General features: G+C 65.3%; 22 protein-coding genes and 1 pseudogene. 15 read left to right on the forward strand and 8 right to left on the reverse strand.

Annotated elements, in window-relative coordinates; genetic code table 11:
* Positions 1 to 9 precede the first annotated feature (9 nt).
* From ACVILL_RS25460 to ACVILL_RS25470, 3 genes are all read left to right on the forward strand, one after another.
* Entirely contained in the window at positions 10 to 804 is a 795-nt protein-coding gene (locus ACVILL_RS25460) for an ABC transporter ATP-binding protein (RefSeq protein ID WP_456731545.1), read from the forward strand.
* A 114-nt stretch (positions 805 to 918) separates the two neighbouring features.
* Positions 919 to 1,332 (forward strand): globin family protein, encoded by a 414-nt coding sequence (locus ACVILL_RS25465; RefSeq protein ID WP_456731546.1) that lies wholly within the window; start codon positions 919 to 921, stop codon positions 1,330 to 1,332.
* Between the two features lie 123 nt (positions 1,333 to 1,455).
* A complete protein-coding gene (locus ACVILL_RS25470; RefSeq protein ID WP_456731547.1) occupies positions 1,456 to 2,355 on the forward strand; it encodes an SMP-30/gluconolactonase/LRE family protein in 900 nt (299 codons plus the stop codon).
* A gap of 33 nt (positions 2,356 to 2,388) precedes the next feature.
* On the opposite strand, the gene ACVILL_RS25475 is transcribed toward ACVILL_RS25470, so the two are convergent.
* Positions 2,389 to 3,474: a substrate-binding domain-containing protein gene (locus tag ACVILL_RS25475; RefSeq protein WP_456731548.1), complete on the reverse strand. Its 1,086-nt coding sequence runs from the start codon at positions 3,472 to 3,474 to the stop codon at positions 2,389 to 2,391.
* A 117-nt stretch (positions 3,475 to 3,591) separates the two neighbouring features.
* On the opposite strand from ACVILL_RS25475, the gene ACVILL_RS25480 reads away from it, so the two are divergent.
* From ACVILL_RS25480 to ACVILL_RS25490, 3 genes are all read left to right on the forward strand, one after another.
* A complete protein-coding gene (locus ACVILL_RS25480) occupies positions 3,592 to 5,076 on the forward strand; it encodes an aldehyde dehydrogenase family protein (protein WP_456734360.1) in 1,485 nt (494 codons plus the stop codon).
* A gap of 190 nt (positions 5,077 to 5,266) precedes the next feature.
* Entirely contained in the window at positions 5,267 to 6,133 is an 867-nt protein-coding gene (locus ACVILL_RS25485; protein WP_456731549.1) for an aldo/keto reductase, read from the forward strand.
* A 282-nt stretch (positions 6,134 to 6,415) separates the two neighbouring features.
* The gene (locus tag ACVILL_RS25490; RefSeq protein WP_456734361.1) at positions 6,416 to 7,369 is read left to right on the forward strand and encodes a DMT family transporter; all 954 of its coding nucleotides are present in this window, start codon (positions 6,416 to 6,418) and stop codon (positions 7,367 to 7,369) included.
* Positions 7,370 to 7,711: 342 nt separating this feature from the next.
* On the opposite strand, the gene ACVILL_RS25495 is transcribed toward ACVILL_RS25490, so the two are convergent.
* On the reverse strand, positions 7,712 to 7,861 hold the full coding sequence (locus ACVILL_RS25495) for a hypothetical protein (RefSeq protein ID WP_456731550.1): 150 nt from the start codon (positions 7,859 to 7,861) through the stop codon (positions 7,712 to 7,714).
* Between the two features lie 139 nt (positions 7,862 to 8,000).
* Between ACVILL_RS25495 and ACVILL_RS25500 the strand changes: the two are divergent.
* Positions 8,001 to 8,060 (forward strand): annotated as a pseudogene (locus ACVILL_RS25500) (hypothetical protein); the annotation flags it as partial.
* On the opposite strand, the gene ACVILL_RS25505 reads toward ACVILL_RS25500, so the two are convergent.
* Together ACVILL_RS25505 and ACVILL_RS25510 are read right to left on the reverse strand one after the other, a co-directional pair.
* Positions 8,051 to 8,326: a hypothetical protein gene (locus tag ACVILL_RS25505; RefSeq protein WP_456731551.1), complete on the reverse strand. Its 276-nt coding sequence runs from the start codon at positions 8,324 to 8,326 to the stop codon at positions 8,051 to 8,053. The pseudogene ACVILL_RS25500 and the gene ACVILL_RS25505 sit on opposite strands and share 10 nt — an antisense overlap.
* A gap of 85 nt (positions 8,327 to 8,411) precedes the next feature.
* A complete protein-coding gene (locus ACVILL_RS25510) occupies positions 8,412 to 8,801 on the reverse strand; it encodes a hypothetical protein (protein ID WP_456731552.1) in 390 nt (129 codons plus the stop codon).
* 475 nt (positions 8,802 to 9,276) lie between these two features.
* Here ACVILL_RS25510 and ACVILL_RS25515 point away from each other — a divergent pair, with 475 nt between their 5' ends.
* From ACVILL_RS25515 to ACVILL_RS25530, 4 genes are all read left to right on the forward strand, one after another.
* Positions 9,277 to 11,490: an autotransporter outer membrane beta-barrel domain-containing protein gene (locus tag ACVILL_RS25515; RefSeq protein WP_456734362.1), complete on the forward strand. Its 2,214-nt coding sequence runs from the start codon at positions 9,277 to 9,279 to the stop codon at positions 11,488 to 11,490.
* A gap of 117 nt (positions 11,491 to 11,607) precedes the next feature.
* Positions 11,608 to 12,690: a zinc-binding dehydrogenase gene (locus ACVILL_RS25520; protein ID WP_456731553.1), complete on the forward strand. Its 1,083-nt coding sequence runs from the start codon at positions 11,608 to 11,610 to the stop codon at positions 12,688 to 12,690.
* 94 nt (positions 12,691 to 12,784) lie between these two features.
* On the forward strand, positions 12,785 to 13,543 hold the full coding sequence (locus tag ACVILL_RS25525; RefSeq protein WP_456731554.1) for an SDR family NAD(P)-dependent oxidoreductase: 759 nt from the start codon (positions 12,785 to 12,787) through the stop codon (positions 13,541 to 13,543).
* Positions 13,544 to 13,571: 28 nt separating this feature from the next.
* The gene (locus tag ACVILL_RS25530; RefSeq protein ID WP_016839817.1) at positions 13,572 to 14,240 is read left to right on the forward strand and encodes an amino acid ABC transporter permease; all 669 of its coding nucleotides are present in this window, start codon (positions 13,572 to 13,574) and stop codon (positions 14,238 to 14,240) included.
* A 177-nt stretch (positions 14,241 to 14,417) separates the two neighbouring features.
* Here ACVILL_RS25530 and ACVILL_RS25535 read toward each other — a convergent pair whose 3' ends face one another.
* Positions 14,418 to 15,296, reverse strand: coding sequence for a transporter substrate-binding domain-containing protein (locus ACVILL_RS25535; RefSeq protein WP_456731555.1), 879 nt, complete (start codon positions 15,294 to 15,296; stop codon positions 14,418 to 14,420).
* Between the two features lie 271 nt (positions 15,297 to 15,567).
* On the reverse strand, positions 15,568 to 16,512 hold the full coding sequence (gene ppk2 / locus ACVILL_RS25540; protein WP_456731556.1) for a polyphosphate kinase 2: 945 nt from the start codon (positions 16,510 to 16,512) through the stop codon (positions 15,568 to 15,570).
* A gap of 147 nt (positions 16,513 to 16,659) precedes the next feature.
* Here ppk2 and ACVILL_RS25545 point away from each other — a divergent pair, with 147 nt between their 5' ends.
* Together ACVILL_RS25545 and ACVILL_RS25550 are read left to right on the forward strand one after the other, a co-directional pair.
* Positions 16,660 to 17,832, forward strand: coding sequence for a fumarylacetoacetate hydrolase family protein (locus ACVILL_RS25545; RefSeq protein WP_456731557.1), 1,173 nt, complete (start codon positions 16,660 to 16,662; stop codon positions 17,830 to 17,832).
* A 136-nt stretch (positions 17,833 to 17,968) separates the two neighbouring features.
* Entirely contained in the window at positions 17,969 to 18,283 is a 315-nt protein-coding gene (locus ACVILL_RS25550; protein ID WP_456731558.1) for a hypothetical protein, read from the forward strand.
* Positions 18,284 to 18,303: 20 nt separating this feature from the next.
* Here ACVILL_RS25550 and ACVILL_RS25555 read toward each other — a convergent pair whose 3' ends face one another.
* On the reverse strand, positions 18,304 to 19,428 hold the full coding sequence (locus tag ACVILL_RS25555) for a Spy/CpxP family protein refolding chaperone (RefSeq protein ID WP_456731559.1): 1,125 nt from the start codon (positions 19,426 to 19,428) through the stop codon (positions 18,304 to 18,306).
* Positions 19,429 to 19,536: 108 nt separating this feature from the next.
* Here ACVILL_RS25555 and ACVILL_RS25560 point away from each other — a divergent pair, with 108 nt between their 5' ends.
* Positions 19,537 to 20,001 carry a hypothetical protein gene (locus ACVILL_RS25560; RefSeq protein ID WP_456731560.1) on the forward strand — a complete coding sequence of 155 codons (465 nt, stop codon included), beginning with the start codon at positions 19,537 to 19,539 and terminating at the stop codon, positions 19,999 to 20,001.
* 424 nt (positions 20,002 to 20,425) lie between these two features.
* Here the strand turns inward: ACVILL_RS25560 and ACVILL_RS25565 are convergent, their stop codons facing one another.
* Positions 20,426 to 20,887, reverse strand: a complete 462-nt coding sequence (locus ACVILL_RS25565; RefSeq protein WP_016841346.1) for an Lrp/AsnC family transcriptional regulator — start codon at positions 20,885 to 20,887, stop codon at positions 20,426 to 20,428.
* A gap of 130 nt (positions 20,888 to 21,017) precedes the next feature.
* Here ACVILL_RS25565 and ACVILL_RS25570 point away from each other — a divergent pair, with 130 nt between their 5' ends.
* Complete coding sequence (locus ACVILL_RS25570; RefSeq protein WP_456731561.1) at positions 21,018 to 23,384, forward strand: transketolase; 2,367 nt, start codon at positions 21,018 to 21,020, stop codon at positions 23,382 to 23,384.
* The last annotated feature ends 84 nt before the right edge of the window (positions 23,385 to 23,468 follow it).

Consider the following 23,468-nt stretch of genomic DNA (forward strand, 5'->3'; position numbering starts at 1 on the left):
GGACAAGTCATGCAGGCCTATCTGAAGCTCGACCACATCGACAAGACCTTCACCCGCGGCAACGCCACCACCGAGGTGTTGAAGGACATCAACCTGACGATCGAGAAGGGCGGATACGTCTCGATCATCGGCCATTCCGGCTGCGGCAAGTCGACCCTGCTCAACATCGTCGCCGGCCTCACCGGCGCCACCAATGGCGGCGTGCTGCTGGAGAACCGCGAGGTCAATGCGCCGGGGCCGGATCGCGCCGTCGTGTTCCAGAACCACAGCCTGCTGCCGTGGCTCACCGTCTACGAGAACGTCAAGCTCGGCGTCGACAAGGTGTTTGCCAAAACGAAGAGCAGGGCCGAGCGCGATGCCTGGGTGATGCACAATCTCAGCCTGGTGCAGATGGCGCATGCCAGGGACAAACGGCCGAGCGAGATCTCGGGCGGCATGAAGCAGCGCGTCGGCATCGCGCGGGCGCTCGCGATGGAGCCGAAGGTGCTGCTGCTCGACGAGCCGTTCGGCGCGCTCGACGCGCTGACCCGGGCGCATCTGCAGGATTCGGTGATGGCGCTGCACCAGAAGCTCGGCAACACCATCCTGATGATCACCCACGACGTCGATGAGGCCGTGCTGCTGTCCGACCGCATCGTGATGATGACCAACGGCCCGAGCGCGCGGATCGGCGAGGTGCTCGATGTGCCGCTGGCGCGCCCGCGCAAGCGGCTCGAGCTCGCGACCAACCCCGGCTACCTGAAGTGCCGGCAGCGCGTGCTCGAATTCCTCTATGAGCGCCACAGCTTCGTCGAGGCGGCTTGATGATGACGTCAGTATCAGGCGCGCTTGCTTTGAACCGAAACGCCGGATGCGGCTACCAATGCTCGCATTTGCAAAGTCATTTCAGAATTCATTTCAGAACCGAGGAGAGTTGAGATGAATCCAGCCCAAAACAAGCTGGTTCAGGAAAGCTTTGGCAAGGTTGCGCCGATCTCGGAGCAAGCTGCCGTCATCTTCTACGATCGCCTGTTCGAAGTCGCGCCCACCGTGAAGGCGATGTTTCCGGCCGACATGAAGGAGCAGCGCAAGAAGCTGATGGCGACGCTCGCCGTCGTCGTCAACGGGCTGAGAAATCTCGACACGATCCTGCCGGTTGCGAGTGCTCTCGCCAAACGTCACGTCAGCTATGGCGCCAAGCCCGAGCATTATCCGGTGGTCGGCGGCGCGCTGCTGTGGACCTTGGAGAAGGGCCTCGGCGAAGCCTGGACGCCTGATGTTGCAGCCGCATGGACCGCGGCCTACGGCACGCTGTCCGGCTACATGATTTCGGAAGCCTACGGCGCGGCGTAAGCGGCGTTGCGGGCGGGGCCAATCCGGCATCGCGCAAGCGGATAGGTGGATTGCTTCGCTGCGCTCGCAATGACAGAGGCAAGCAACTAAGGTTCGCCTGTTCCGCCAACGAGTGAACCAACAATGATGTATCTGGAAACGCCGCCGAAACTGATCCCGACCGAGATATTCTCCGCTGTTCCCGCCGAATTCCGCCGCAAGGTGGCGAGCGAATGGGCCGATGCCAACCGGCCGGGTGCGGTGACCGACTGCTTCATCGAGGGACCGTCGTTCGATGCATCAGGCAATCTCTACATCGTCGACATCCCGTTCGGCCGCGTCTTTCGGATCGCGCCTGACAAATCATGGTCGCTGGTCGCCGAATATGACGGCTGGCCGAACGGACTGAAGATCGACGCCAAGGGCCGCATCCTGATCGCCGACTATCGGCACGGGCTGATGGAACTCGATGCCCGGTCGGGCAAGGTCACGGCGCTCTTACGTTCGCGCAATTCGGAATCGTTCCGCGGCTGCAACGATCTGCACATCGCCTCGAACGGCGACATCTATTTCACCGACCAGGGCCAGACCGGACTGCATGATCCGACCGGCCGCGTCTATCGCTTGCGGGAGAGCGGTGCGCTCGATTGCCTGATCGATACCGGGATCAGCCCGAACGGCCTGGTGCTCGATCCGCACGAGGCGGTGCTGTTCGTCGCGATGACACGCGACAATGCGGTGTGGCGCGCACCGTTCATGAAGGACGGCAACGTCTCGAAGGTCGGGCGCTTCTGTTCGCTGTTCGGCCCTAGCGGGCCCGACGGCATGACCATGGACAGGGCCGGGCGGCTGTTCGTCGCGCACGCCTCGCTCGGCCATGTCTTCGTGTTTGCGCCGAACGGCGAGTGCATCGCGCGGATCAAGTCCTGTGCCGGACAGAGCTGCACCAATGTCGCGATCGGCGGCGCCAACCGCGACCGCCTCTACATCACGGAATCGGTGACCGGATCGGTGCTGGTCGCCGACATCAGCGGGCTCGGCTGATCGTCGCGCGCCGGCGTCGCCCAGCGCCGCTGATCAGCGGTCGGAATGCATCTTCTCGAGAAACTCCTTCACGCCGCTGACGGCACCGGTCAGCGAGGCGACGTAGCCGGGAAGCGCGCCCACGGCCTTGTGAAACTCGCTGCTCTTCATGATGTCGAGCACGCGCTGCATCGGCTCGGTCTCGAGGAACGCACGCTTGCAGACGAAGAAGTAATCCTCCGTGAGCAGGCGGATGAAATCGAGCCCGAACTGCCGCGCGGCCGCCTCGACGCCGAAGCTCGCATCCGCCATGCCGCTCGCGACGTAGGCTGCGACCGCGGCGTGGGTGAACTCCATCTGCTGCGCGCCGCTGATCCGGCTTGCCGGGATCTTGTGCAGCGCCAGCAGTTGATCGAACAGTAGCCTTGTGCCGGAATCATGATCGCGGTTGACAAAGCGGGCCTTGCGGTCGACCAGGTCCTTCAGCGTGGTGATCTTCAGCGGATTGCCGCGCTTGACCATCAGGCCCATCTCGCGCGTCACGAAATTGATCACGCGGTCCTCGCGCGGATCGAGCCATTCGCGGCAGGCCTTGATGCCCTGCGCGCGCAGCTCGCCGCGCGGCAGATGCACGCCGGAGAGGTCGCAGGCGCCCTGCGCCAGCGAGACCAGCGAGTTCTGGTTGCTGACATAGCGCAAATCGACGCCGACGCCGCTCGCGCGATCGAGGAACTCACGCAGCTTGGACACCGCAAAGCCGTGGCTGGCATGGACCCGGATCACCTGCGGCCGCTGCTCGAGGAACGGCTTGATCTCGGTGACCAGTTCCTGCGCGAGGTTCTCGAGCTGCAAGCCGAGCCGCGCCTGCATGCGCTCGCCGGCCCACACCAGCTTCTCACCGAACGGCGTCAGCTTCGAGCCCTTGCCGCGCTGGGTCTCCACCAGAGGTACGCCGAAGAATTCTGACCATTGCTCGATCAGGTTCCAGACATGGCGATAGGACAGATGCGCGTCGCTGGCGGCGCTGGTGATCTTCCCGGTCTTCCTGATCTCGTTGAGGATGCCGAGCATCACGACCGCGGTCTGCGGTGAGTTCTCTTTCCGAAAGCGCCAGACGGTCTCGATCTCGATCTGCAGCATCGTGGCCACCACTTATGAAGCTTACTTCATATCCTGGCATACCAATAGGTACAAGATATCATATTTACTGCTGATCAAAGCCTCCTACGTTGAAGGACAATACCAGGAGGAAATATGATGTCGATTGCATATGACTTTGAACGCGACGCCCGCCGCGCCCCGACCGTTCGGGATGAACTGCTGCTGATCGACGGCGTCCGCGTCCGCTCGCTGTCCGGAAACACCTTCAAGTCGCTCAATCCCGCCACCGAGCAGGTGATCGCGACGGTCGCCGAAGGCAACGAGGCGGATGTAGATCGTGCGGTCGCGGCCGCCCGCCGCGCCTTCGAAGGCCGCTGGCGCAGCATGCGCGCCGCCGAGCGCGGTCACATCCTGCTGAAATGGGCCGAGCTGTTGAAGCAGCACGCCGACGAGATCGTGGCACTCGAGAGCCTCGATGCCGGCAAGCCGATCGCGGGCGTGCTGCGGCAGGATTTCCCGGCCGCCATCGACACGCTGACCTATTACGCCGGCTGGGCCGACAAGATCAGCGGCGACGTGGTCTCGACGCGCGACGATGCGCTGACCTACACGGTGCGCGAGCCGGTCGGCGTGGTCGCCGCGATCGTGCCGTGGAATTTCCCGCTGATGATCGGCATGTGGAAGCTCGCGCCGGCGCTGGCCGGCGGCTGCACGGTCGTGATGAAGCCGGCCGAGCTGACCTCGCTGTCGGCGCTCAGAATCGGCGAACTCGCGCTCGAGGCCGGCTTGCCGAAGGGCGTGCTCAACATCGTGACCGGACCCGGCCGCGTCGTCGGCGACGCGCTGGTCAATCATCCTGACGTCGACAAGGTGACGTTCACCGGCTCGCCCGGCGTCGGCCGCGGCATCATGAAGGGTGCCGCCGGCAACTTCAAACGCGTCTCGCTCGAGCTCGGCGGCAAGTCCGCCAATGTGATCTTCGACGACGCCAATCTCGACGCTGCCGCCAAGGCCGCGGCCGCCGGCATCTTCTTCAATGCCGGGCAGGTCTGCTCGGCCGGCTCCCGCGTGCTGGTGCAGGAGAAGGCCTATGACGAGGTCGTGGAGCGCCTGGTCGCCCGCGCCGAAAGCTTGCGCATCGGCGATCCCGCCGATCGCGCCACCGCGCTCGGGCCTGTGATCTCCGCGAAGCAGATGCGCTCGATCCTCGACTATGTCGAGATCGGCAGGAACGAGGGCGCGCAGCTCGCCACCGGCGGTGCGCGCGTCGGCGATCGCGGTTATTTCATCAGCCCCGCGGTGTTCGCCAATGTCGCGCACGAGATGCGGATCTCGCAGGAGGAGATCTTTGGTCCCGTCGTCAGCGTGATCAAGTTCAAGGACGAGGCCGATGCGCTGCGCATCGCCAACGGCACCGCCTACAGCCTCGCCGCCGGCGTCTGGAGCGCCGACATGGGCCGCGTGCAGCGCTTCGCCAAGAAGGCCCGCGCCGGCACCGTGTGGATCAACACCTATGGCTACACCGATGTGCGGTTGCCGTGGGGCGGCGAACGCGATTCCGGCCTCGGCCGCGAGCACGGGACCGCCGCGCTCGACAATTTCACCGAGCCGAAGGCGGTGTGGATGAACCTCAACGTTTGATGGCACGTAATGCCAGCAAGAAGGCGCGGATCGGAGGATCCGCGCTGCTAGCATAAGCGCGAGGGCGCGCCAAAGGGCTGTCGTCCCGGCGAACGCCGGGACGACGATGTTGTGACATCGAATGGAGTGGTGATCTCGACGGTGTGGAGACATCGTTGCCCGTTTCCGTTATCGTTCTGCGCGGGGCGAGATGCCAACCACGCAGAACGAGGCGATCGTGCAGACAAAAAAATTCGGCAACAACGACCCGCAGGTCTCGGTGATCGGGCAGGGCACCTGGTATCTCGATCGCGGCGACCGCAAGGCGGCCGTCGCTGCGCTGAAGCGCGGCATCGACGCCGGCATGACGCATATCGACACTGCCGAGATGTATGGCGACGCCGAGCTCGTGATCGCGGATGCGATCGCCGGCCGGCGTGACGAGCTGTTCCTGGTCTCGAAGGTGCTGCCGAGCAACGCCTCGCGGCGGGGCACTATCACCGCCTGCGAGCGCTCGCTGAAGCGGCTGAAGATCGATCGCCTCGATTGCTATCTGTTGCATTGGCGCGGAACCACTCCGCTCGCCGAGACGGTGGCTGCGTTCGACGAATTGATCGCGGCAGGCAAGATCCGCTCCTGGGGCGTCAGCAATTTCGATGTAGAGGATCTCGACGAACTGCTCGATGTGGCAGGCGAGGGCAAGATCGCCTGCAACCAGGTGCTCTACCATCTGCAGGAGCGGGCCATCGAGCACGCCGTGATCCCGTGGTGCGAGCAGCATGGCGTCGCCGTCGTCGCCTACTCGCCGTTCGGCCACAATGATTTTCCCTCGCCGTCGACCAGGGCCGGCACGGTGCTGCAATCGATCGCGCGGGCGCACAAGGCAACGCCGCGCCAGGTCGCGCTCAGCTTCCTCACGCGGCTGCCGTCGGTGCTCGCGATTCCGAAGGCGTCGAGTGCGGAGCATGCGGCGGAGAATGCCGCAGCGGGCACGTTGAAGCTCAGCGGTGCCGAGATCGCCGCACTCGACGAAGCGTTCCCGCGCGGGCCGAAGCCGCGCTCGCTGCCGATGCTTTAAAGGGACGCGTCATGCAACAATCCAGAGTCCCGCAAATTCGCGAGGTTCTCACCGCTCCGCTCCATACAGGGGTTAACAAACTGTTGCAGTTGCGGCCGCATTGCGGCTGCGGCGGGCCGTCGCGCGCACTGACGCATATCGGAGTCCCGTTTTCGGGCATTGTTCTCGCGGCGGAATTGGCGTTTTGTGCGAACAGCAGATTCCCCTTATTTTGCCTTCGAGATTGCCGTGACACCGCCCCCCGCCGCCGTAGCCGCCAGGCTGGACAGCGTTCCTCTTTCATTGCCCGCAAAGACTGCGCCCGCAACGACAAGCCTGGCGAGTAAAGCGCCGGCCCGCACCGACCGGCCGTTCAAGGGCATTGCGTTGATCCTGTTGTCGACGGTGTTTCTGGGCACATCCGACGTCACCGCAAAATATCTCTCGTCTTCGCTGCCTTCGATCGAGATCGCCTGGATCCGCTTCCTGGTGTTCGCGCTGATCATGACGCCTGCAATGCTGCCGGGCACGCCGCTGTTCGCGCTGCGCAGCAGCCGACCCGGCCTCCACGTGCTGCGTGGCGCCGCGCTGCTCGGCTCGTCCCTGGTCTTCATCACGGGTCTGGGCTTCCTGCCGATCGCCGAGGCCTCGGCCACCAGCTTCGTCTCGCCGCTGTTCGTCACCGCGCTGTCGATCGCTTTCCTTGGCGAGAAGGTCGGCATGCGACGCTGGATCGCGACCGCGGTCGGCCTCGCCGGCGTGTTCATCATCCTGCGGCCGGGCACCAGCGCCTTCCATCCCGCCGCGATCTTCCCGATCGTCTCGGCGCTGGCCTGGGCCGGCACGCTGATCCTGACGCGCATGATGAGCGGCAGCGAACGTCCGGTCACGGTGATGACCTATTCGTCCATCGTCGGCGTCGCCATCGTCAGCGCGCTGGTGCCGTTCGTCTGGGTCACGCCGAGCTGGCACGACATCATGTTCGGCATCCTGATCGGCGTTGCGTCGACGGTTGGACAGTGGATCGTGGTGCTGGCGTTCCGCTACGGCGATGCCTCGGTGCTCGCGCCGTTCTCCTATACGCAGCTGCTGTGGGTCAGCATCCTCGGCTTCCTGATCTTCGGCGAAGTGCCGGACAGCTGGACCATCCTCGGCGCCGGCTTCATCGTTGCCTCGGGCCTCTACACCGCGCATCGCGAGCGCATCCGCCGCTCGCAATTGCTGGAAGTGGCCAGCGAGCCGTCGCCGAACGCCTGAAGGTGCGACAAATCGTGCGCTGGTTGCGAAGATCGGTGCTCTGAACGTTGCGCGGGTACAACAGATCGCCCGAAACTTTGATTCCCTGACGCTGGCTCGGAGGATTCGGCAACAATCAGCAACCTCGCGGTTCGCTGCATGCTAACTTGACCCCAAGAGCGCCGTAGAGCGTTTGGGGGCAGTGCACGTGCATTTTGGTTTGTCGTTTTTTTCAGTGGGATATCGGCTGCGGGGATGCGCAATTGCGCTCTCGCTTTACATCCTGATCGTTTTACCGCTCGGTTCCGCCCGGGCCCAGAGCTACACTTGGGGTGGCGCCGGCAGCTCGACGAGTACCGACGTCTACGAACTGCCGACCAACTGGTCGACCACGTCGTCCGGCGCGCCGCCGATCCTCCCGAACCAATCAGCCATTTTCGATTCATCGGGATCGGCGACGGTCACCATTGGGCCCGGCTTGATGCTGCCAGGCTCCTGGACCTTCATCGCCAACTCGCAGTCCTACACGATCAACGGCAATCCGGTCGGCTTCAGCGTGTCAGGTCCGACCGGCGGCCTGATCAACCAGGCCAACAACGGCCAGACCATCACCATCAACGCCAACCTCACCAACGGCATTGGCGGGCCGGCGATGGTACAGCAACTCGGCAACAGCACGCTGGTGCTCGCGGGCACCAACGCCTACTCAGGCGGCACCGTGATCTCGGCGGGCACGGTGCAGGTGACGAACGCGGATTCGGTCGGCACCGGGAGCATCACGCTCAACGGCGGCACGTTCCAGATGCAGTCGCCGACAGTCTCGAGCGTGGCCTTCTCCAACGCCATCGCGGTCAACGCGGCCGGCGGCACCGTCGATGCGAACGGCGCCCAGGTCAATCTCCAGGGCGTGATCGCCGACGGCGCCGGCGCTGGGATCCTGCGCCTGATCGACTCGTCCGCGTCCGGGTTTTCCAACATTCAGCTCTCGGGCGCGAACACCTACACCGGCGGCACGCAGGTGGTCGATACGACCGTTGTCGTCACCAACAACAAGTCGGTCGGGTCAGGTACGGTCACGCTGGACAACGCCTCGTTCCAGGCCGATGGCCTGGGCAACCTGACCTTCGGCAACAATTTCAAGATCAACGCGTCGGCGATCGGCAGCGCGATCGACGCCAACGGCGTGACGCTCACGATCGCCGGCAACATCGCCGATGGCAACGGCTCCGGCAGGCTGACGGTGCTGGACAATTCGGGCGGCCTCGGCCGCGTGGTGTTGACGGGTACCAACACCTATACGCGGCGGCACCTCGATCTGCGATTGCGCGACGCTGCAACTTGGCGACGCCAGCCGCACCGCGTCGATCATCGGCGAGGTCGCCGTCGACGGCAAATTCGACATCGTCAATGCCAATACGGCTGGAATCACCAAGATCGTCAACGACGGCTTCAACGGGATCGCCACAACGACGTTCTACAATTCGACGACGGCGTCGACCGCGACGATCATCAACCGGAATTTCGGCATCACGGAGTTTCGCGACAGCAGCACCGCGGGTACCGCGGCCGTGTTCAATTCGAATGGTGCTTTCACGATCTTCCGAGACACCAGCTCGGCCGGCAATGCCACCTTCAAGAACGTCAATGGCGGCGGCGTCGTGTTCGGCGACGCGTTTGGGCCTCCCGGCGGCACCGACACCAGCACCGCCGGAAAGGCCGTGATCGACAATTACAGCGGCGGCGGCACGGTATTCCTGGGCCATACCAACGCGGGTCAGGCCACGATCACCAATTACGCCAATGGCGGCACCACGCAGTTCTTCGAGTTCTCGTCGGCGGCCTCGGCAACCATTGTCACGAAAGCGGGTGGGCAGGTCGCCTTCTTCCAGAACAGCACGGCGGCCAACGCCAGCTTCGACAACAGCGGCGTGCTCTATTTCGGATCGGCCGGTTTCGGCCCCCTCGAGGGACCGACCGCCGCCAACGCGTCGATCGTCAACCGGGGTGGCGGCGTCCTCCAGTTCGATGCCTACGCCACGGCGGGCAATGCGACCATCGACAACCAGGCCGGCGGCCAGCACATCTTCACGGCGTTCGCTACCGCGGGCGATGCCACCATTACCACCGAAGCCGGCGGCACCGTTCGCTTCTTCAACAATTCGACCGGCGGCAACGCACAGTTCGTCACCAACGGCACCGGCTGGGCCGATTTCTCGCTCAGCACCGGGTTGAACGGCGACGGGCGCATCACCGCGGGCTCGATCGCAGGCTCCGGATTCTACTATATCGGCCCAGGCAACACCCTCGCCGTCGGCAGCAACAATCTCTCGACGACGCTCAGCGGCGTGCTCGCCGACTTCAACCCGTTGGACCCGTTCCATATCTGCGGCTGCTTCGGCGGCGGCCGCACCGGTCCCGCCAATTTCGAGAAGACCGGCAGCGGCACGCTGACCCTGTCGGGCGTCAATACCTATACCGGCGCCACCACGGTCAATGGCGGCATCCTGCAGGTCGACGGCTCGATCGTGTCGTCGAGCTCGGTGACGGTGAATGCGGGCGGTGCGCTGTCCGGCGTCGGCAGCGTCGGCAATACGACGATTGCAAGCGGCGCCATCCTGCTGCCCGGCAACGGGACGCCAGGCACGTTCCTGAACGTGGCAGGCAATCTCGCGCTCCAGTCCGGCGCGCTGTATCTCGTCGCGCTCAATTCGACCGCGTCGACGTCGGCCAGGGTGACCGGCACGGCGACGCTGGCCGGATCGGTCGGCGTCAGCGCCGCTGCCGGCACGACGGTGGTGAAGCAATACACCATCCTGTCGGCGGCCGGCGGCCGCAGTGGAACGTTCTCCGGCGTCGATACGACCGGGCTGCCGTCGAACCTCGTTGCGACGCTCGGCTACGACGCCAACAATGCCTATCTCAATTTCGCGCTCGATTACGCCGCGAAATCGAAGCTCAACATCAACCAGAGCAACGTCGCCACCACGCTGCAGAATTTCTTCAATGCCAATGGCGGCATCAACGCGGTGTATGCGGGGCTCTCGCCGAACGGGCTGACGCAGGCGTCGGGCGAGGGGGCGACCGGCTCGCAGCAGGCGACATTCAACGCGATGGGCCTGTTCCTCGGTCTGTTGACCGATCCGTTCGTGGCCGGACGCGACGGCGGCTTCGGTGGCGGCGCGGGGGCGACGCCGTTCGCCGAGGAGAGCGCGCCGCTCGCCTATGCCGCGCGCAAGACCGGGCCGCGCGATGCGTTGGCCGCGATCTACACCAAGGCGCCGCCATTGCAGCCGAACTTCGAGCAGCGCTGGAGCGTGTGGGCGGCCGGCTATGGCGGCTCGCAGACCACCAGCGGCAATGCGGTGCTCGGCTCGAACAATAGCAGCAGCAGCATCTACGGCACGGCGGTCGGTGCTGACTACCGCTTCTCGCCGAACACCATCGCCGGCTTTGCGCTTGCCGGCGGCGCCACCAGCTTCAGCGTCAACGGGCTCGGCTGGGGGCGCTCCGACCTGTTCCAGGCCGGCGCGTTCGTTCGCCACACCGTCGGTGCGGCCTATCTGAGTGCCGCGCTCGCCTATGGCTGGCAGGACATCACCACCGACCGCATCGTCACCGCCGCAGGCGCCGATCATCTGCGCGCCAACTTCAATGCCAACGCCTGGTCGGGCCGGCTCGAGGGCGGCTATCGTACTGCGACGCCGTGGATCGGGCTGACGCCTTACGCGGCGGCGCAGTTCACGAGCTTCGAGCTGCCGAACTATGCGGAGAGCGTGGCCACCGGCGGCAGCGCCTTCGCGCTGAACTATGCGGCAAAGAGCGTCACCGATGTCAGGAGCGAGATCGGTCTGCGCTCCGACAAATCGTTTGCGGTCGACGGCGGCATCGCGACCTTGCGCGGCCGCGTCGCCTGGGCGCATGATTTCAACCCCGATCGCAGCGCCGCTGCCGTGTTCCAGTCGTTGCCGGGTGCGGCCTTCGTGGTCAATGGCGCGGCACAGGCCAGCGACTCCGCGCTGACCACGGCCGCGCTGGAGATGACGTGGCGCAACGGCTGGTCGGCGGCCGCGACCTTCGAAGGCGAATTCTCTGACGTCACCCGGTCCTACGCCGGCAAGGGCGTTATGCGCTATACGTGGTGACCCTCCGTGCTATAGCCTCCGGCGGCGAAAGCCTGTCGCGGACTTGATCCGCGACAGCATTTCGCGGGACGAAATACGCACCAAAATGAGTGGGGCAAAACCCACGCGGGAGGGAACATGCGCGCAGCGATCTTCAGGAACGGCGAGATTGTCGTCGACCAGATGCCGGAGCCGAAGCCGGGCGCCGGCCAAGTGCTGGTCAAATCGCTCGCCTGCGGCATCTGCGGATCCGATCTGCACGCACGCAAGCACGCCCACCGCATGGTGGAGCTGAGCAAGTTCCTGCCCGGCCGCACGCCGATGGACCTGTCGCGCGATGTCGTGTTCGGCCACGAGTTCAGCTGCGAGATCCTCGACTACGGTCCGGGCACCATGCGCAAGCTGAAGCCAGGCACCCGCGTGTGCTCGCTGCCGGCGCTGCTGACGCCGGAGGGACCGAAGGGCATCGGCTATTCCAACGATTATCTCGGCGGCTATGCCGAGCAGATGTTGCTCAGCGAGCCGCTGCTGCTCGAGGTGCCGAACGGGCTTGCCGCCGAGCACGCCGCGCTCACCGAGCCGCTTGCGGTCGGCGTCCATGCGGTGGCGATGGCCAACATTCAGGGCGGCGAGGTGCCGTTGGTGATCGGCTGCGGGCCGGTCGGGCTCGCGGTGATCGCGGCGCTGAAGATCCGGGGGCTGGGTCCGATCGTTGCCGCCGACTACTCGCCGGCGCGGCGCCTGCTCGCCGAGAAGATGGGCGCCGATGTCGTGGTCGATCCCGCCAGGACGCAGCCCTATGCGAGCTGGGCCGAGCACGCCCAGATGACCGAAACGGAGAAGGCGGCGCGTCCGCCGATGCAGGCGCTGCTGCCGCCGCTGAAGCCCGCGCTGATCTTCGAATGCGTCGGCGTGCCCGGCGTGCTGCAGCAGGTGTTCGAGGGCGCGCCACGCAGCGCCCGCGTCGTCGTGGTCGGCGTCTGCATGGAGACCGACAAGTCCGAGCCGATGCTCGGCATCATCAAGGAGCTGAACGTCCAGTACGTGCTCGGCTACACGCCCGAGGAGTTCGCCTATTCGCTGCGCCTGATCGCGGAAGGCCAGGTCGATGCCGCCTCGCTCGTCACCGGCCATGTCGGGATCGACGGCGTCGCGCAGGCGTTTGCCGATCTCGCCAATCCCGAGGCGCACACCAAGATCCTGGTTGAGCCGTGGCGGTGAACTCGGCGGTGAGTCGAGAGCGGGGCCCGATTTGCATTTCGTGACACCGATCCTATAGTTCGTTGTCTCTTATCGCACTGATCGCACGCACCTCATGCGCGTTTCAATCATCACGGGAGGCGGCTCCGGCATCGGCGCCGCGGTTGCACGCCGGCTCGCCGGCCCCGATCAGGGCCTGATGCTGCATGGGCAGGGTGCCGAGGCTTCCGGCCTCGCGCGGCTGAATTCGGTGGCGGAGCAATGCCGGGCCAAGGGTGCGAAGGTCGAAATCTCCACCGGCGATCTCGCGCACGCCGGCGCGGGCACGGCGCTGGTCGAGGCCGCGCGCGCCGCCTTCGGGCCGATCGATGCGATCGTGCACGCTGCGGGCTTTGCCGACCGGCGCGACTTCGCGAATCTGCCGCGCGCGGCTCTGGAGCGCGCCTTCGCGGTGATGGCGGCGGCATTCCACGAGATCGCGGCGGCCGCGCTGTCCGACCTCGCACGCGGCGCGCAGGGCCGCGTCGTCGCGGTGTCGAGCTTTGGGCCGCACCGCTTCGTGCCCGGCGCGACCTATCCGGGATCGGCGGCTGCGAAAGCCGCTCTCGAAGTGCTGGTGAAGTCGCTCGCGATCGACCTCGCCGCATCAGGCGCCACCGCCAACGCCGTGATGCCCGGCTACACCCGAAAGGATCCCGGCCTGCTCGGCGCACTCGATACCGCGACCTGGGAGCGCGTGGCAAAGGCCAATCCGATGCAGCGGCTGGCCGAGCCGGACGAGATCGCTGCCGTGGTCGCCTTCCTGCTGTCGCCGGAGGCGGGCCACGTCACCGGCGCGACGCTGCCGGTCGATGGCGGCCTGACCTTGATGTGAAAGGCGCGCGCGGCAACCGAGGGGCAGGATGAACTACGTCTGGGATTTCGGGATCCTCGCCAAGTACAGCCATTTGTTCTGGCTCGGGCTCGGCTGGACCATCGCCTACACGATCGGCACCATCATCCTGGGGACCTTGATCGGCCTGATCGTCGGCATGCTGCGGCTGCGGCGCATTCCGGTGATCGACTGGCTGCTGATCGCCTATATCGAGCTGTTCCGCTGCACGCCGTTGCTGGTGCAGATCATCTGGTTCTACTACGCGTTTCCGGTCGTGATCGGCGTCAACATCCCGGCGCATGTCGCGGCCGTCAGCGTGCTGTCGCTCTATGGCGGCGCGTTCTATGCCGAGATCGTGCGCGGCTCGATCGAAAGCGTGCCGGTCGGGCAGTGGGATGCGGCCAAGGCGCTCGGCTTCCGCGGCTGGCGGCTGATGCGGCTCGTGATCCTGCCCCAGGCGCTGAAGCCGATGATGGCGCCCTATGTCAACCAGTCGGTGACGCAGTTGAAGAACACCTCGCTGGTCTCGATCATCGCGGTGCCCGATCTCGTCTACAACGCGACGCTGATCAATGCCGACACCTACCGGCCGCTCGAGGTCTACACCATCGTGGCGCTGATCTATTTTGCGATCCTGTTTCCGTCGACGCTGGTGGCGCGCCGGCTGGAGCGCGGGCTGACCTACGACAAGGTGTGATCTTTCTTGCCTCTCCCTTTGTGGGAGAGGTCGGATCGCATGCAGCGAAGCGGAATGCGATCCGGGTGAGGGGTAATGCTTCCTCGTGGGACCTGAGACCCTCACCCGGCGCGTTGCGCCGACCTCTCCCGGAGGGAGAGGTGACAGGCGGAGCTCAGACCGAGCAAGAGCTAATCGTCAGATATTCAACTCCACCGGCACGTCCTCGGGCTTGACGCCGGCGAGGCCGAGGCCCTTGACGAACCACTCGCGCATCTGGCCGATGCCACGATTGTAGTCGATCCACACCGAGAGGAAATCGCGCCAGCGCTTGTCCTGTTCGCGGCGCACCGCCGTGCCGCTCGCGATCGTCACCGAGGGCGACGCCAGGATCTTGTAGGTGCCGAGGTTCGGGTTCTTGGCGATCGCGGTCAGCCCGAGCACCAGCGCGTTGACCACGCAATCGACGCGGCCCGACGACATCTCCAGCATCACCTCGTCGCGCGACTTCAGCGACTTGATGGTGGCGTTCGGCGCAAACCGCCGCGCCACCGCCTCGTTGGCCGAGCCGACGTCGACCGCGATCTTGACCTCGGGCTTGTTGATGTCGGCCCAGATTTTGGCCTCCAGCCCCTTCTTCAGCATCGCGCCGAACGGGTGCGGGAACACCAGATTGGTGAAATCCACCACCAGCGCGCGCTGCGGCGTCGGGTTGAGCGCGAAGCCGAGGTCGATCTTGTTGGCCTGCAGATCGAGAATGGAATTGCCGTAGGTCGACTCGACATATTCCAGCTTGACGTCGAGCAGTTTCGCCAGATCGTTGGCCATCTCGATCGAGAAGCCGGACCACGTGCCGGTGGCGAGGTCCTTGTTGAAATAGGGCAACTCGCCCGGCAGCACCGCGATCCGCAGCACCTTGTTGGCGCGAATGCGATCCAGCGTGTTGTCGGCTTGGGTCTGCGCCGAGGCCGGCGTTGCCATCGCGGCCGCGAGCGCCGCGCCGCTGCCGATCCCGAGCGCATAGCGCAGCGCGTCGCGGCGATCTTCGGAAATCTTCACGTCATCGGATTGAGTCAAGCGGGCCTCCCTGCACCAGATCGCCGAAGCCTAGCGTCGGGTTCCGGCGCCAGCAAGGGCACGCGCCTGCACCATTGGTAGGCGATGGGGTGCCTATCTGTTCACCACACCCCGCGCGTCCCCCGGTTTGCGTGTCCGGAAAATCCTCATGGTGGGGAGCGCGAAAGCGCGTCTCGAACCATGAGGTCCCGCTGGTGGCCTCGTCCTTCGAGACGCTTGCTGCGCAAGCTCCTCAGGATGAGGAGACAGACCGGTTGTGACGCACCCGGCCTCAATACCGTCCCGGCACATACATCTCCGGCGGGATCGGGCCGCGGTGATAGTCGGGGTTGCGCACGCGCGGCGGCAGCACCACCGGCTGGTGCGTGACCGCCTGATACGGAATCTGGCTCAACAGATGCGAGATGCAGTTGAGCCGGGCGCGCTTCTTGTCGACGGCATCGACGATCCACCACGGTGAATCAGCCAGGTGGGTGCGCTCCAGCATCGTCTCCTTGGCCTTGGTGTAGAGCTCCCAGCGGGTCCGCGCCTCGACGTCCATCGGGCTCAGCTTCCACTGCTTCAGCGGATCCTGGATCCGCATCGAGAACCGGAACGCCTGTTCCTCGTCGGTGATCGAGAACCAGTATTTCAGCAGGATGGTGCCGGAGCGGATCAGCATGCGCTCGAAGTCCGGCACCGAGTTGAAGAATTCCTCATACTGTTCGTCGGAGCAGAACCCCATCACCTTCTCGACGCCGGCGCGGTTGTACCAGCTGCGGTCGAACAGCACGATCTCGCCGCCGGCCGGCAGATGCGAGACGTAGCGCTGGAAGTACCATTGCGTGCGCTCGCGCTCGTTCGGCGCCGGCAGTGCCGCGATGCGGCAGACGCGCGGGTTGAGCCGCTGGGTGATGCGCTTGATGACGCCGCCCTTGCCGGCGGAATCGCGGCCCTCGAACAGCACGACGACCTTCTTCTTCTCGTGCTGCACCCAGTCCTGCAGCTTGACCAACTCGCCCTGCAGCCGCAGCAATTCGCGGAAGTAGAACTTCCGGTCGATCGACGGCTTTCCGGCCCCATCGTGGTCGAGCTCGTCGAGCCTCATGTCGTCGAGCTCGAGCTCGAGTTCCTCGTCGAGGCTGTCGGCCATCTCCTGGTGGATGCGGGCGCGCAGAGCTTCTTCGCGCAAGGCTTCATCTCGGGAGGCTTCGTCGGTGAGGTCGGAGGCGGTCATGAAGGTCCGTCTTTCAGTGTGTTAGTTGGATCGACGGGAGCATTGACGGGCGATGTTACCCCTCTATGACAATGCCATGACCGCTGTTTCACGCCGCCACCGGGACTGTGCTAACAACCGCCAACAAGACAAAAAAGGGAGACACCGATGATTTCGCTCACGCCAAAAGACGTCCTGCCGGAGGACGGCACCGCCGGCACGCTGGTCGGACGGGTCTGGCTGCCGCAGGCCGGCGGGCCCGCCGTGGTCGCGGTGCGGCCGGACGGCGTGTTCGACGTCACGGCGCGGTTCCCAACCGTCAGCGCGCTGTGCGAGGAGAGCGATCCCGCAGGCGCATTGCGCGCCACGCGCGGCGAGCGGATCGGCGAGTTGGAGGCGATCCTCGCCAACACGCCGCCCGATGGCCGCGACGCGACAAAGCCGCATCTGCTCGCGCCGGTCGACCTCCAGGTCCTGAAAGCCGCCGGCGTCACCTTCGCGATCTCGATGCTGGAGCGCGTGATCGAGGAGCGGGCGCGCGGCAATCCGTCCTCGGCGGATGCGATCCGCAAGGAGGTGGTGCGACTGGTCGGCGACGATCTCTCGAAGCTGAAGCCCGGCTCCGAACAGGCGATGCGGCTGAAGCAGGTGCTGATCGATCAGAACGCCTGGAGCCAGTATCTCGAGGTCGGCATCGGCCCGGACGCTGAAGTGTTCACCAAGGCGCCGACGCTGTCCTCGGTCGGGTCAGGCATGGATGCCGGGCTGCATCCGAAGTCGACCTGGAACAATCCGGAGCCGGAGGTCGTGCTGGTCGTCTCGGGCCGTGGCAAGATCGTCGGCGCCGCGCTCGGCAACGACGTCAATCTGCGCGACTTCGAGGGCCGCTCGGCGCTGCTGCTGTCGAAAGCCAAGGACAACAACGCCTCCTGCGCGATCGGTCCGCTGCTCCGGCTGTTCGATCAGACCTTCTCGCTCGACGACGTGAGACAGATGGATGTCGGTCTCACCGTGAAAGGCGTGGACGGCTTCGTGCTCGAGGGCCATTCCTCGATCTCAAAGATCAGCCGCGACCCGACCGACCTGGTCGCGCAGACCATCGGCCCCGTGCATCAATACCCCGATGGTTTTGCGCTGTTCCTCGGCACGATGTTCGCGCCGGTGAAGGACCGCGACGCCAAGGGTGAGGGCTTTACCCACAGGCGCGACGACATCGTCACCATCGCCGCGCCGCAGCTCGGCAAGCTCGTCAACCGGATGCGCAACAGCGACGAGTGCGAGCCCTGGACCTTCGGCGTCGGCGCGCTGATGAAGAACCTGGCGCAGCGCAAGCTGCTGTGAGGTGAGGGCGATGGTCAGGCTCCCTCCCCAGCAAGGGGGAGGGAGGGAACCCTTCCGCCGGTGGGCACCTCACATGATCGCTGCACCGATCCGCGACTGGATCGTCGGGCGATCGGCAGCGACGCCGGGCTAAGACGTGCTAGCGTTTGCTGAAGCCGCCGGCGTTATCGAACATGTTCAGAAACCTGGGCGGAAGATCAATGGCGCGCCGCAACTTCGGCGCGCGCAGATGTGCGAAATTCAGAGCGACCGCTTGTCGCGCTTTCATGTGAACCAGTTCATCCTCGTTCACGCTGATCCGTTTCAGCATATTGGCTCGACGCGAGCAGAAGGAGTCGCGGACATGAGCGAGCAGCCATCAAACGGAATGCCCGATTGGCTCACAACGGATATGCTGGTGATTGCCGTCTCACTGGCAATCATCGTGATCGGCATTTGGATTGCGCCGTAGCCTGGTTGCTCCCGCGGAGCCTAAAGGCCCATCATCCGGAAGATCATGCCGCCGATATTCGGACCGTGACGGTGGTGGCGGCGATGATGGCTTCGCGGCGGTTCGTCGCCGCTCGCAGCCATCGCCGTCCTGCCGCCGTCGCGCTCGGGGCCGACCGCGTCGAACGCGGCCTTCTGCTCGTCGCTGAGTGCGTTGTAGAAGGTGTCGAGCGCCGGACGTACCGTCCCGATCGCCTGCAGCATGGCATCGAGCCTCGCTGCGACTGCCGCAAGCCGTGCCGGTGGCGTGCGCGCATCGGTGGGCGGACAGGACGATTTCAGGGTGTCCTCGGCCTTCGTTGCCGCATCCCGCAAGGCGTCGAGGCTCGCCCGCTGGGCGTCGGTTGGCTTGACATTGCTGTCGATGACGTCGCCGGGCCACGCGATGGCGGCGGGTTGCGCCGCGTTGCAACTGCCGTTGCCTGACGTCGCTTCGCGCCCGCTGCGTTGCCGATCTGCCGCCAGCGCGGTCACCTTCGCTTTCTGATCGTCGCTGAGCAGCGCGTAGAATTTCTCCAGCGCCGGCTGCAGGATGCCCACCGCGTCGCGCATGGCCTGGACGCGCTGCTGCATCGAGGCGAGGCGGCTCGGCGCGGTCAACGGCACGTCCTTCGGACACGAGGTGAGAATGGTCAGGGACGCTTTCTGCGACGCCTTGGCGAGTTCGTCGAGCGCGTCGCTTTGCTCGGTATTGGGTTGGATCGCGCCGCGGAATTGCTCGATCGGGAAGCCCGCGATATCGCTTCTGTCGCTGCCGCACATGTCGGTCAGGGTCGTGGTTTGATCGGGCACGCCGGATCGACCTGTGACCGGCGGCCGCGGACCGGCGTAGCCGGGCAGATAGTAGGCATAGCCGCTCAGGGCATCGTAGTCGTAGGGGCCGAACAGGCCGGCATAGATATCGTTGTAGCCATAGTCCCAGAAGTACGGATCGTAGTCATTGCCCCACCAGGCATAGTCGTAGAGATCGTAATAGGCATAGGGCCAGAACACCGGACCGACCCAGCCGAAGCCGCCATGCGGATGGCGCCACCACCAGCCGCCATTATGGTTGCGAGATCCCCAGGCCGCCCCAGCGGCGGCCGTCATGATCGCAGCACGCGCCATCGGGTTCCGCAAACCGCCCGGCCTGTGCATGGCGGCCGCGATCGGACGAGAGGACAAGGTTCGGCCAACCGCGCGGGCGTTGCGCCCCATCGCGGCGGCCGCGGGCGCATGGCGGCCCGCAGCTACGCCATGCGAGCCGGCCGCATTGCGGCTGATGGCCGGGTTATGGGTGGTGGCTGGATTGCGGTTGGCATGGAATTGCCGCGCGCCGCCGCCGTGCCCCCTTGCCGCGGCATGGGGCGCGGCATGAATAGTATGGAAACCGCCGCCACGCGCGGCTCCGCCATGAAAGCCTCCTCCATGAAAGCCGCCCGCGCGAAGCCCGCCGCCGTGGAAGCCGCCGCCACCACCGTGAAATCCACCGCCGCCGCCGTGGAAACCTCCGCCGCCATGACCGCCCCCGCCATGACCGCCTCCACCGCCGCCATGACCTCCGCCGCGGGCCGCCAGCGTCGGATCCGCGAGCAGCGTCACGGATGCTGCAGTCGCGAAAATTGCGACGAGCGCCAACCATGGAAGTTTGCGGCGAGCCATGTTCGTTCTCACTTGTGTCAAACACTCAATATTGCGTGACATCAACACGCCACGTCGCCTCTCGGTTCCCGCCGGGAAACGAACCGCAAGCAACTCGTTGCGAGCCGGGTGTTCCGCAGAGGCCGCCACGCAGGATCCGATTCCGCCCTCCGGTGTGCAGCTCTCTCCCTGTCATTCCGGGTTCGCGCCAGGCTTCCCTGCGTCGTCTGTTTGAGGAGAGGGCGGAACGAAATCCAAAACTCGGACGATTCATGTCGCGAGAGTGCGAAGTTGCGCCCCATCTTCAGCTGTCATCGCCCGGCCTCGACCGGGCGATCCAGTACGCCCCGGCTTCTCGGCTCAAGCACTGCCGTCCCTGGAATGCTGGATCGCCCGCCGCGGAGTATGGGTCCCTGCTTTCGCATGCTTTCGCAGAGACGAACAGCGAGGTTGTGGCGCCCGCGGAGCCCACAGACAACAGCCCTCACACCGGCAACGCCGTCGAATATTTCACCTGGCTCAAGGCGAAACTCGACTCGATCGAGGCGATGCCGTCGAGGCGGGTCAGCTTGTTCTTCAGGAACGCTTCATAGGAGGAGAGGTCGGCAGCGACGACGCGCAGGAGATAGTCGCGGTTGCCGGTCATCAGGTAGCATTCGAGCACCTCGTCCCATTTCGAGATCGCGCGCGCGAAGCGGTTGAGGTCTTCCTCCTTCTGCCGCGCCAGCTTGATCGAAATGAAGACCGAGACGTGTAGTCCGATCGATTTCTGGTCGACGGTCGCGATGTAGCGCGAGATCACGCCGCGCTCCTCGAGCAGCTTGACCCGGCGATGGCACGGCGACACCGACAGGCCGACCTTGTCCGCGAGCTCCTGCATCGTCATGCGGCTGTCGGTCTGGAGCAGACTCAGGATCTTGCGGTCGATGGCGTCGAGGGCAGGCATTGGGATGAACTCGTTAGCTGGGGCCGGATCGTGGGAATTTATCCCAATTTTTCCTGTGCTGTCGCGTGGAATTGAGATTTTCGCCGGTCCCCGCGGCAGTAACATTGAAGATATCGCTCGGAGCACTGCCATGGGTATCACGCCTGAACGCCTCGACATGCTGTCCGCTTTGGCCCGCAAGGTGCTGTGGCTGTCGTCGTGGACCATCCATCACGCCAACCACGTGCGGCCCTCGACCGACGGGTTGAAGGTCGGCGGCCATCAGGCCTCGTCGGCTTCGCTCGCCAACATCATGTCGGCGCTCTATTTCTCGGTGCTGCGTCCGCAGGACCGCATCGCCGTGAAGCCGCATGCGAGCCCGGTGTTCCACGCCATCCAGTATCTGTTCGGCCACCAGACCCGCGACAAGCTGGAGAATTTCCGCGGCTACAAGGGTGCGCAGTCCTATCCGTCGCGCACCAAGGACAGCGACGACGTCGATTTCTCCACCGGCTCGGTCGGCCTCGGCGTGGCGCAGACGCTGTTCGCCTCGCTGGTGCAGGACTACGTCAAGGCGCACGGCTGGATGAAGGACCGGCCCGAGGGCCGCATGATCGCGCTGGTCGGCGATGCCGAGATGGACGAGGGCAACATCTTCGAGGCGCTGCTCGAGGGCTGGAAGCACGGCCTGCGCAACACCTGGTGGGTGGTCGACTACAACAGGCAGTCGCTCGACGCCGTGGTGCGCGAGGGGCTGTGGGCCAAGTTCGAGACCATGTTCCGCAATTTCGGCTGGGACGTGGTGATCGTGAAGTACGGCAAGCTGATGCTCGAAGCGTTCGCCGAGCCCGGCGGCGAGGCGCTGCGGCGCTGGATCGACAATTGCCCGAACCAGATGTACGCGGCGCTCTGCTTCCAGGGCGGTACGGCGTTCCGCAAGCATCTGCGCGACGACATCGGTGACCAGGGCGAGGTGTCGGCCCTGATCGATCGCCGCAGCGACGACGAGTTGCTGGCGCTGATGTCGAACCTCGGCGGTCACGACATGGCGAGCATGGTCGAGGCCTTCGAAGCTGTCGATCACGACCGTCCGGTCTGCTTCATCGCCTACACCATCAAGGGTGTCGGCCTGCCGATGCAGGGCCACAAGGACAACCATGCCGGGCTGATGACGGTGGCGCAGATGGAGAAGTGGCGCGCCGCGCAGAACATCCGCGCCGGCCACGAGTGGGACAAGTTCGAGGGCCTGTCGCAGGAGCCTGCGAAGCTCGAAGCATTTCTTGCAGGGGCGCCGTTCAACCGCGAGGGGCGCCGCCGGCTGTCGGCGCCTGAAATCGATGTGCCGGAGCGGCTGGCGTTCAAGGCCTCCGCGCAGATGTCGACGCAACAGGGCTTCGGTCTCGTGCTGCACGAGTTGGCGCGCGGCGACAGCGAGCTCGCATCGCGCATCGTCACGGCGTCGCCCGACGTCACCGTGTCGACCAATCTCGGCGGCTGGGTCAACCGCCGCGGCCTGTTTGCGAAACTGGAGAACCACGACCTGTTCCGGCAGGAGAAGATCCCGTCCGCCTACACTTGGGAGTACTCGCCGAAGGGCCAGCATCTCGAGCTCGGCATCGCCGAGATGAACCTGTTCATCATGCTCTCGGCGCTAGGCCTGTCGCACCAGATCAATGGCGCGCGGCTGCTGCCGGTCGGCACGCTGTACGATCCCTTCATCGAGCGCGGCCTCGATGCCTTGAACTATGCCTGCTACCAGGACGCCCGCTTCATGGTGGCGGCGACGCCGTCGGGCATCTCGCTCGCGCCGGAAGGCGGCGCGCATCAGTCGATCAAGACGCCGCTGATCGGGATCGGGCAGGACGGACTGGCCTCGTTCGACCCGGCCTTCGTCGATGAACTTGCCGTGATCATGGGGTGGGGCTTTGGCCACATGCAGCGCGAGGGCGCCGAGGGCGGTTCGGTTTACTTGCGACTCTCGACGCGGACGCTGGAGCAACCGCAACGGATCATGACCCCGGACCTGCAGCGCGACATCACCGATGGCGCGTACTGGATGCGCAAGCCGGGCCCGAACTGCGACATCGTGATTGCATATACCGGCACCGTCGCGCCGGAGGCGATCGAGGCGGTCGGCCTGATCGGCGAGAGCCACCGCGATGTCGGTTTGCTGGCGGTAACGTCCGCCGACCGGCTCTATGCCGGTTGGTCCGCGGCGCGGAATATGCGCCGCGACCGCCGCGGCGTGCAGCATTTGAGTCACATCGAGCGCATGCTGGCGCCGCTCGGCCGCGACTGCGGCATTGTGACCGTGATCGACGGCCATCCGGCGACGCTGGGCTGGCTCGGCAGCGTGCGCGGCCACCGCCTCGAGGCGCTCGGCGTCGAGCATTTCGGCCAGACCGGCACGATCAGCGACCTCTACCGCCACTACGGTATCGACGCCAACGCCATCATCGACGCGGCGGAAAGCGTCTCCGCCGGCGCCCCGGTGCGGCATCGCAAGATGGCGGTGTGAATTCACCCTCCCCTGGAGGGGGAGGGTCGGCTCGCATGGCGCGTAGCGACATGTGAGACGGGGTGGGGTGATCTTTCCACGCGG

It is taken from the genome of Bradyrhizobium sp. USDA 3364 (genome assembly GCF_054056355.1).

Excerpts from the sequence above, each read along its gene's own strand:
- ACVILL_RS25470 (WP_456731547.1), top strand. The coding sequence starts at position 1,456 with ATGATGTATCTGGAAACGCCGCCGAAACTGATCCCGACCGAGATATTC.
- ACVILL_RS25520 (WP_456731553.1), top strand. The coding sequence starts at position 11,608 with ATGCGCGCAGCGATCTTCAGGAACGGCGAGATTGTCGTCGACCAGATG.
- ACVILL_RS25560 (WP_456731560.1), top strand. The coding sequence starts at position 19,537 with ATGGCGGCCCGCAGCTACGCCATGCGAGCCGGCCGCATTGCGGCTGAT.
- ACVILL_RS25555 (WP_456731559.1), bottom strand. The coding sequence starts at position 19,428 with ATGGCGCGTGCTGCGATCATGACGGCCGCCGCTGGGGCGGCCTGGGGA.
- ACVILL_RS25545 (WP_456731557.1), top strand. The coding sequence starts at position 16,660 with ATGATTTCGCTCACGCCAAAAGACGTCCTGCCGGAGGACGGCACCGCC.
- ppk2 (WP_456731556.1), bottom strand. The coding sequence starts at position 16,512 with ATGACCGCCTCCGACCTCACCGACGAAGCCTCCCGAGATGAAGCCTTG.
- ACVILL_RS25485 (WP_456731549.1), top strand. The coding sequence starts at position 5,267 with ATGCCAACCACGCAGAACGAGGCGATCGTGCAGACAAAAAAATTCGGC.
- ACVILL_RS25525 (WP_456731554.1), top strand. The coding sequence starts at position 12,785 with ATGCGCGTTTCAATCATCACGGGAGGCGGCTCCGGCATCGGCGCCGCG.
- ACVILL_RS25475 (WP_456731548.1), bottom strand. The coding sequence starts at position 3,474 with ATGCTGCAGATCGAGATCGAGACCGTCTGGCGCTTTCGGAAAGAGAAC.
- ACVILL_RS25480 (WP_456734360.1), top strand. The coding sequence starts at position 3,592 with ATGTCGATTGCATATGACTTTGAACGCGACGCCCGCCGCGCCCCGACC.
- ACVILL_RS25465 (WP_456731546.1), top strand. The coding sequence starts at position 919 with ATGAATCCAGCCCAAAACAAGCTGGTTCAGGAAAGCTTTGGCAAGGTT.
- ACVILL_RS25565 (WP_016841346.1), bottom strand. The coding sequence starts at position 20,887 with ATGCCTGCCCTCGACGCCATCGACCGCAAGATCCTGAGTCTGCTCCAG.
- ACVILL_RS25460 (WP_456731545.1), top strand. The coding sequence starts at position 10 with ATGCAGGCCTATCTGAAGCTCGACCACATCGACAAGACCTTCACCCGC.
- ACVILL_RS25505 (WP_456731551.1), bottom strand. The coding sequence starts at position 8,326 with ATGTTGGAAAACCCGGACGCGGACGAGTCGATCAGGCGCAGGATCCCA.
- ACVILL_RS25570 (WP_456731561.1), top strand. The coding sequence starts at position 21,018 with ATGGGTATCACGCCTGAACGCCTCGACATGCTGTCCGCTTTGGCCCGC.
- ACVILL_RS25530 (WP_016839817.1), top strand. The coding sequence starts at position 13,572 with ATGAACTACGTCTGGGATTTCGGGATCCTCGCCAAGTACAGCCATTTG.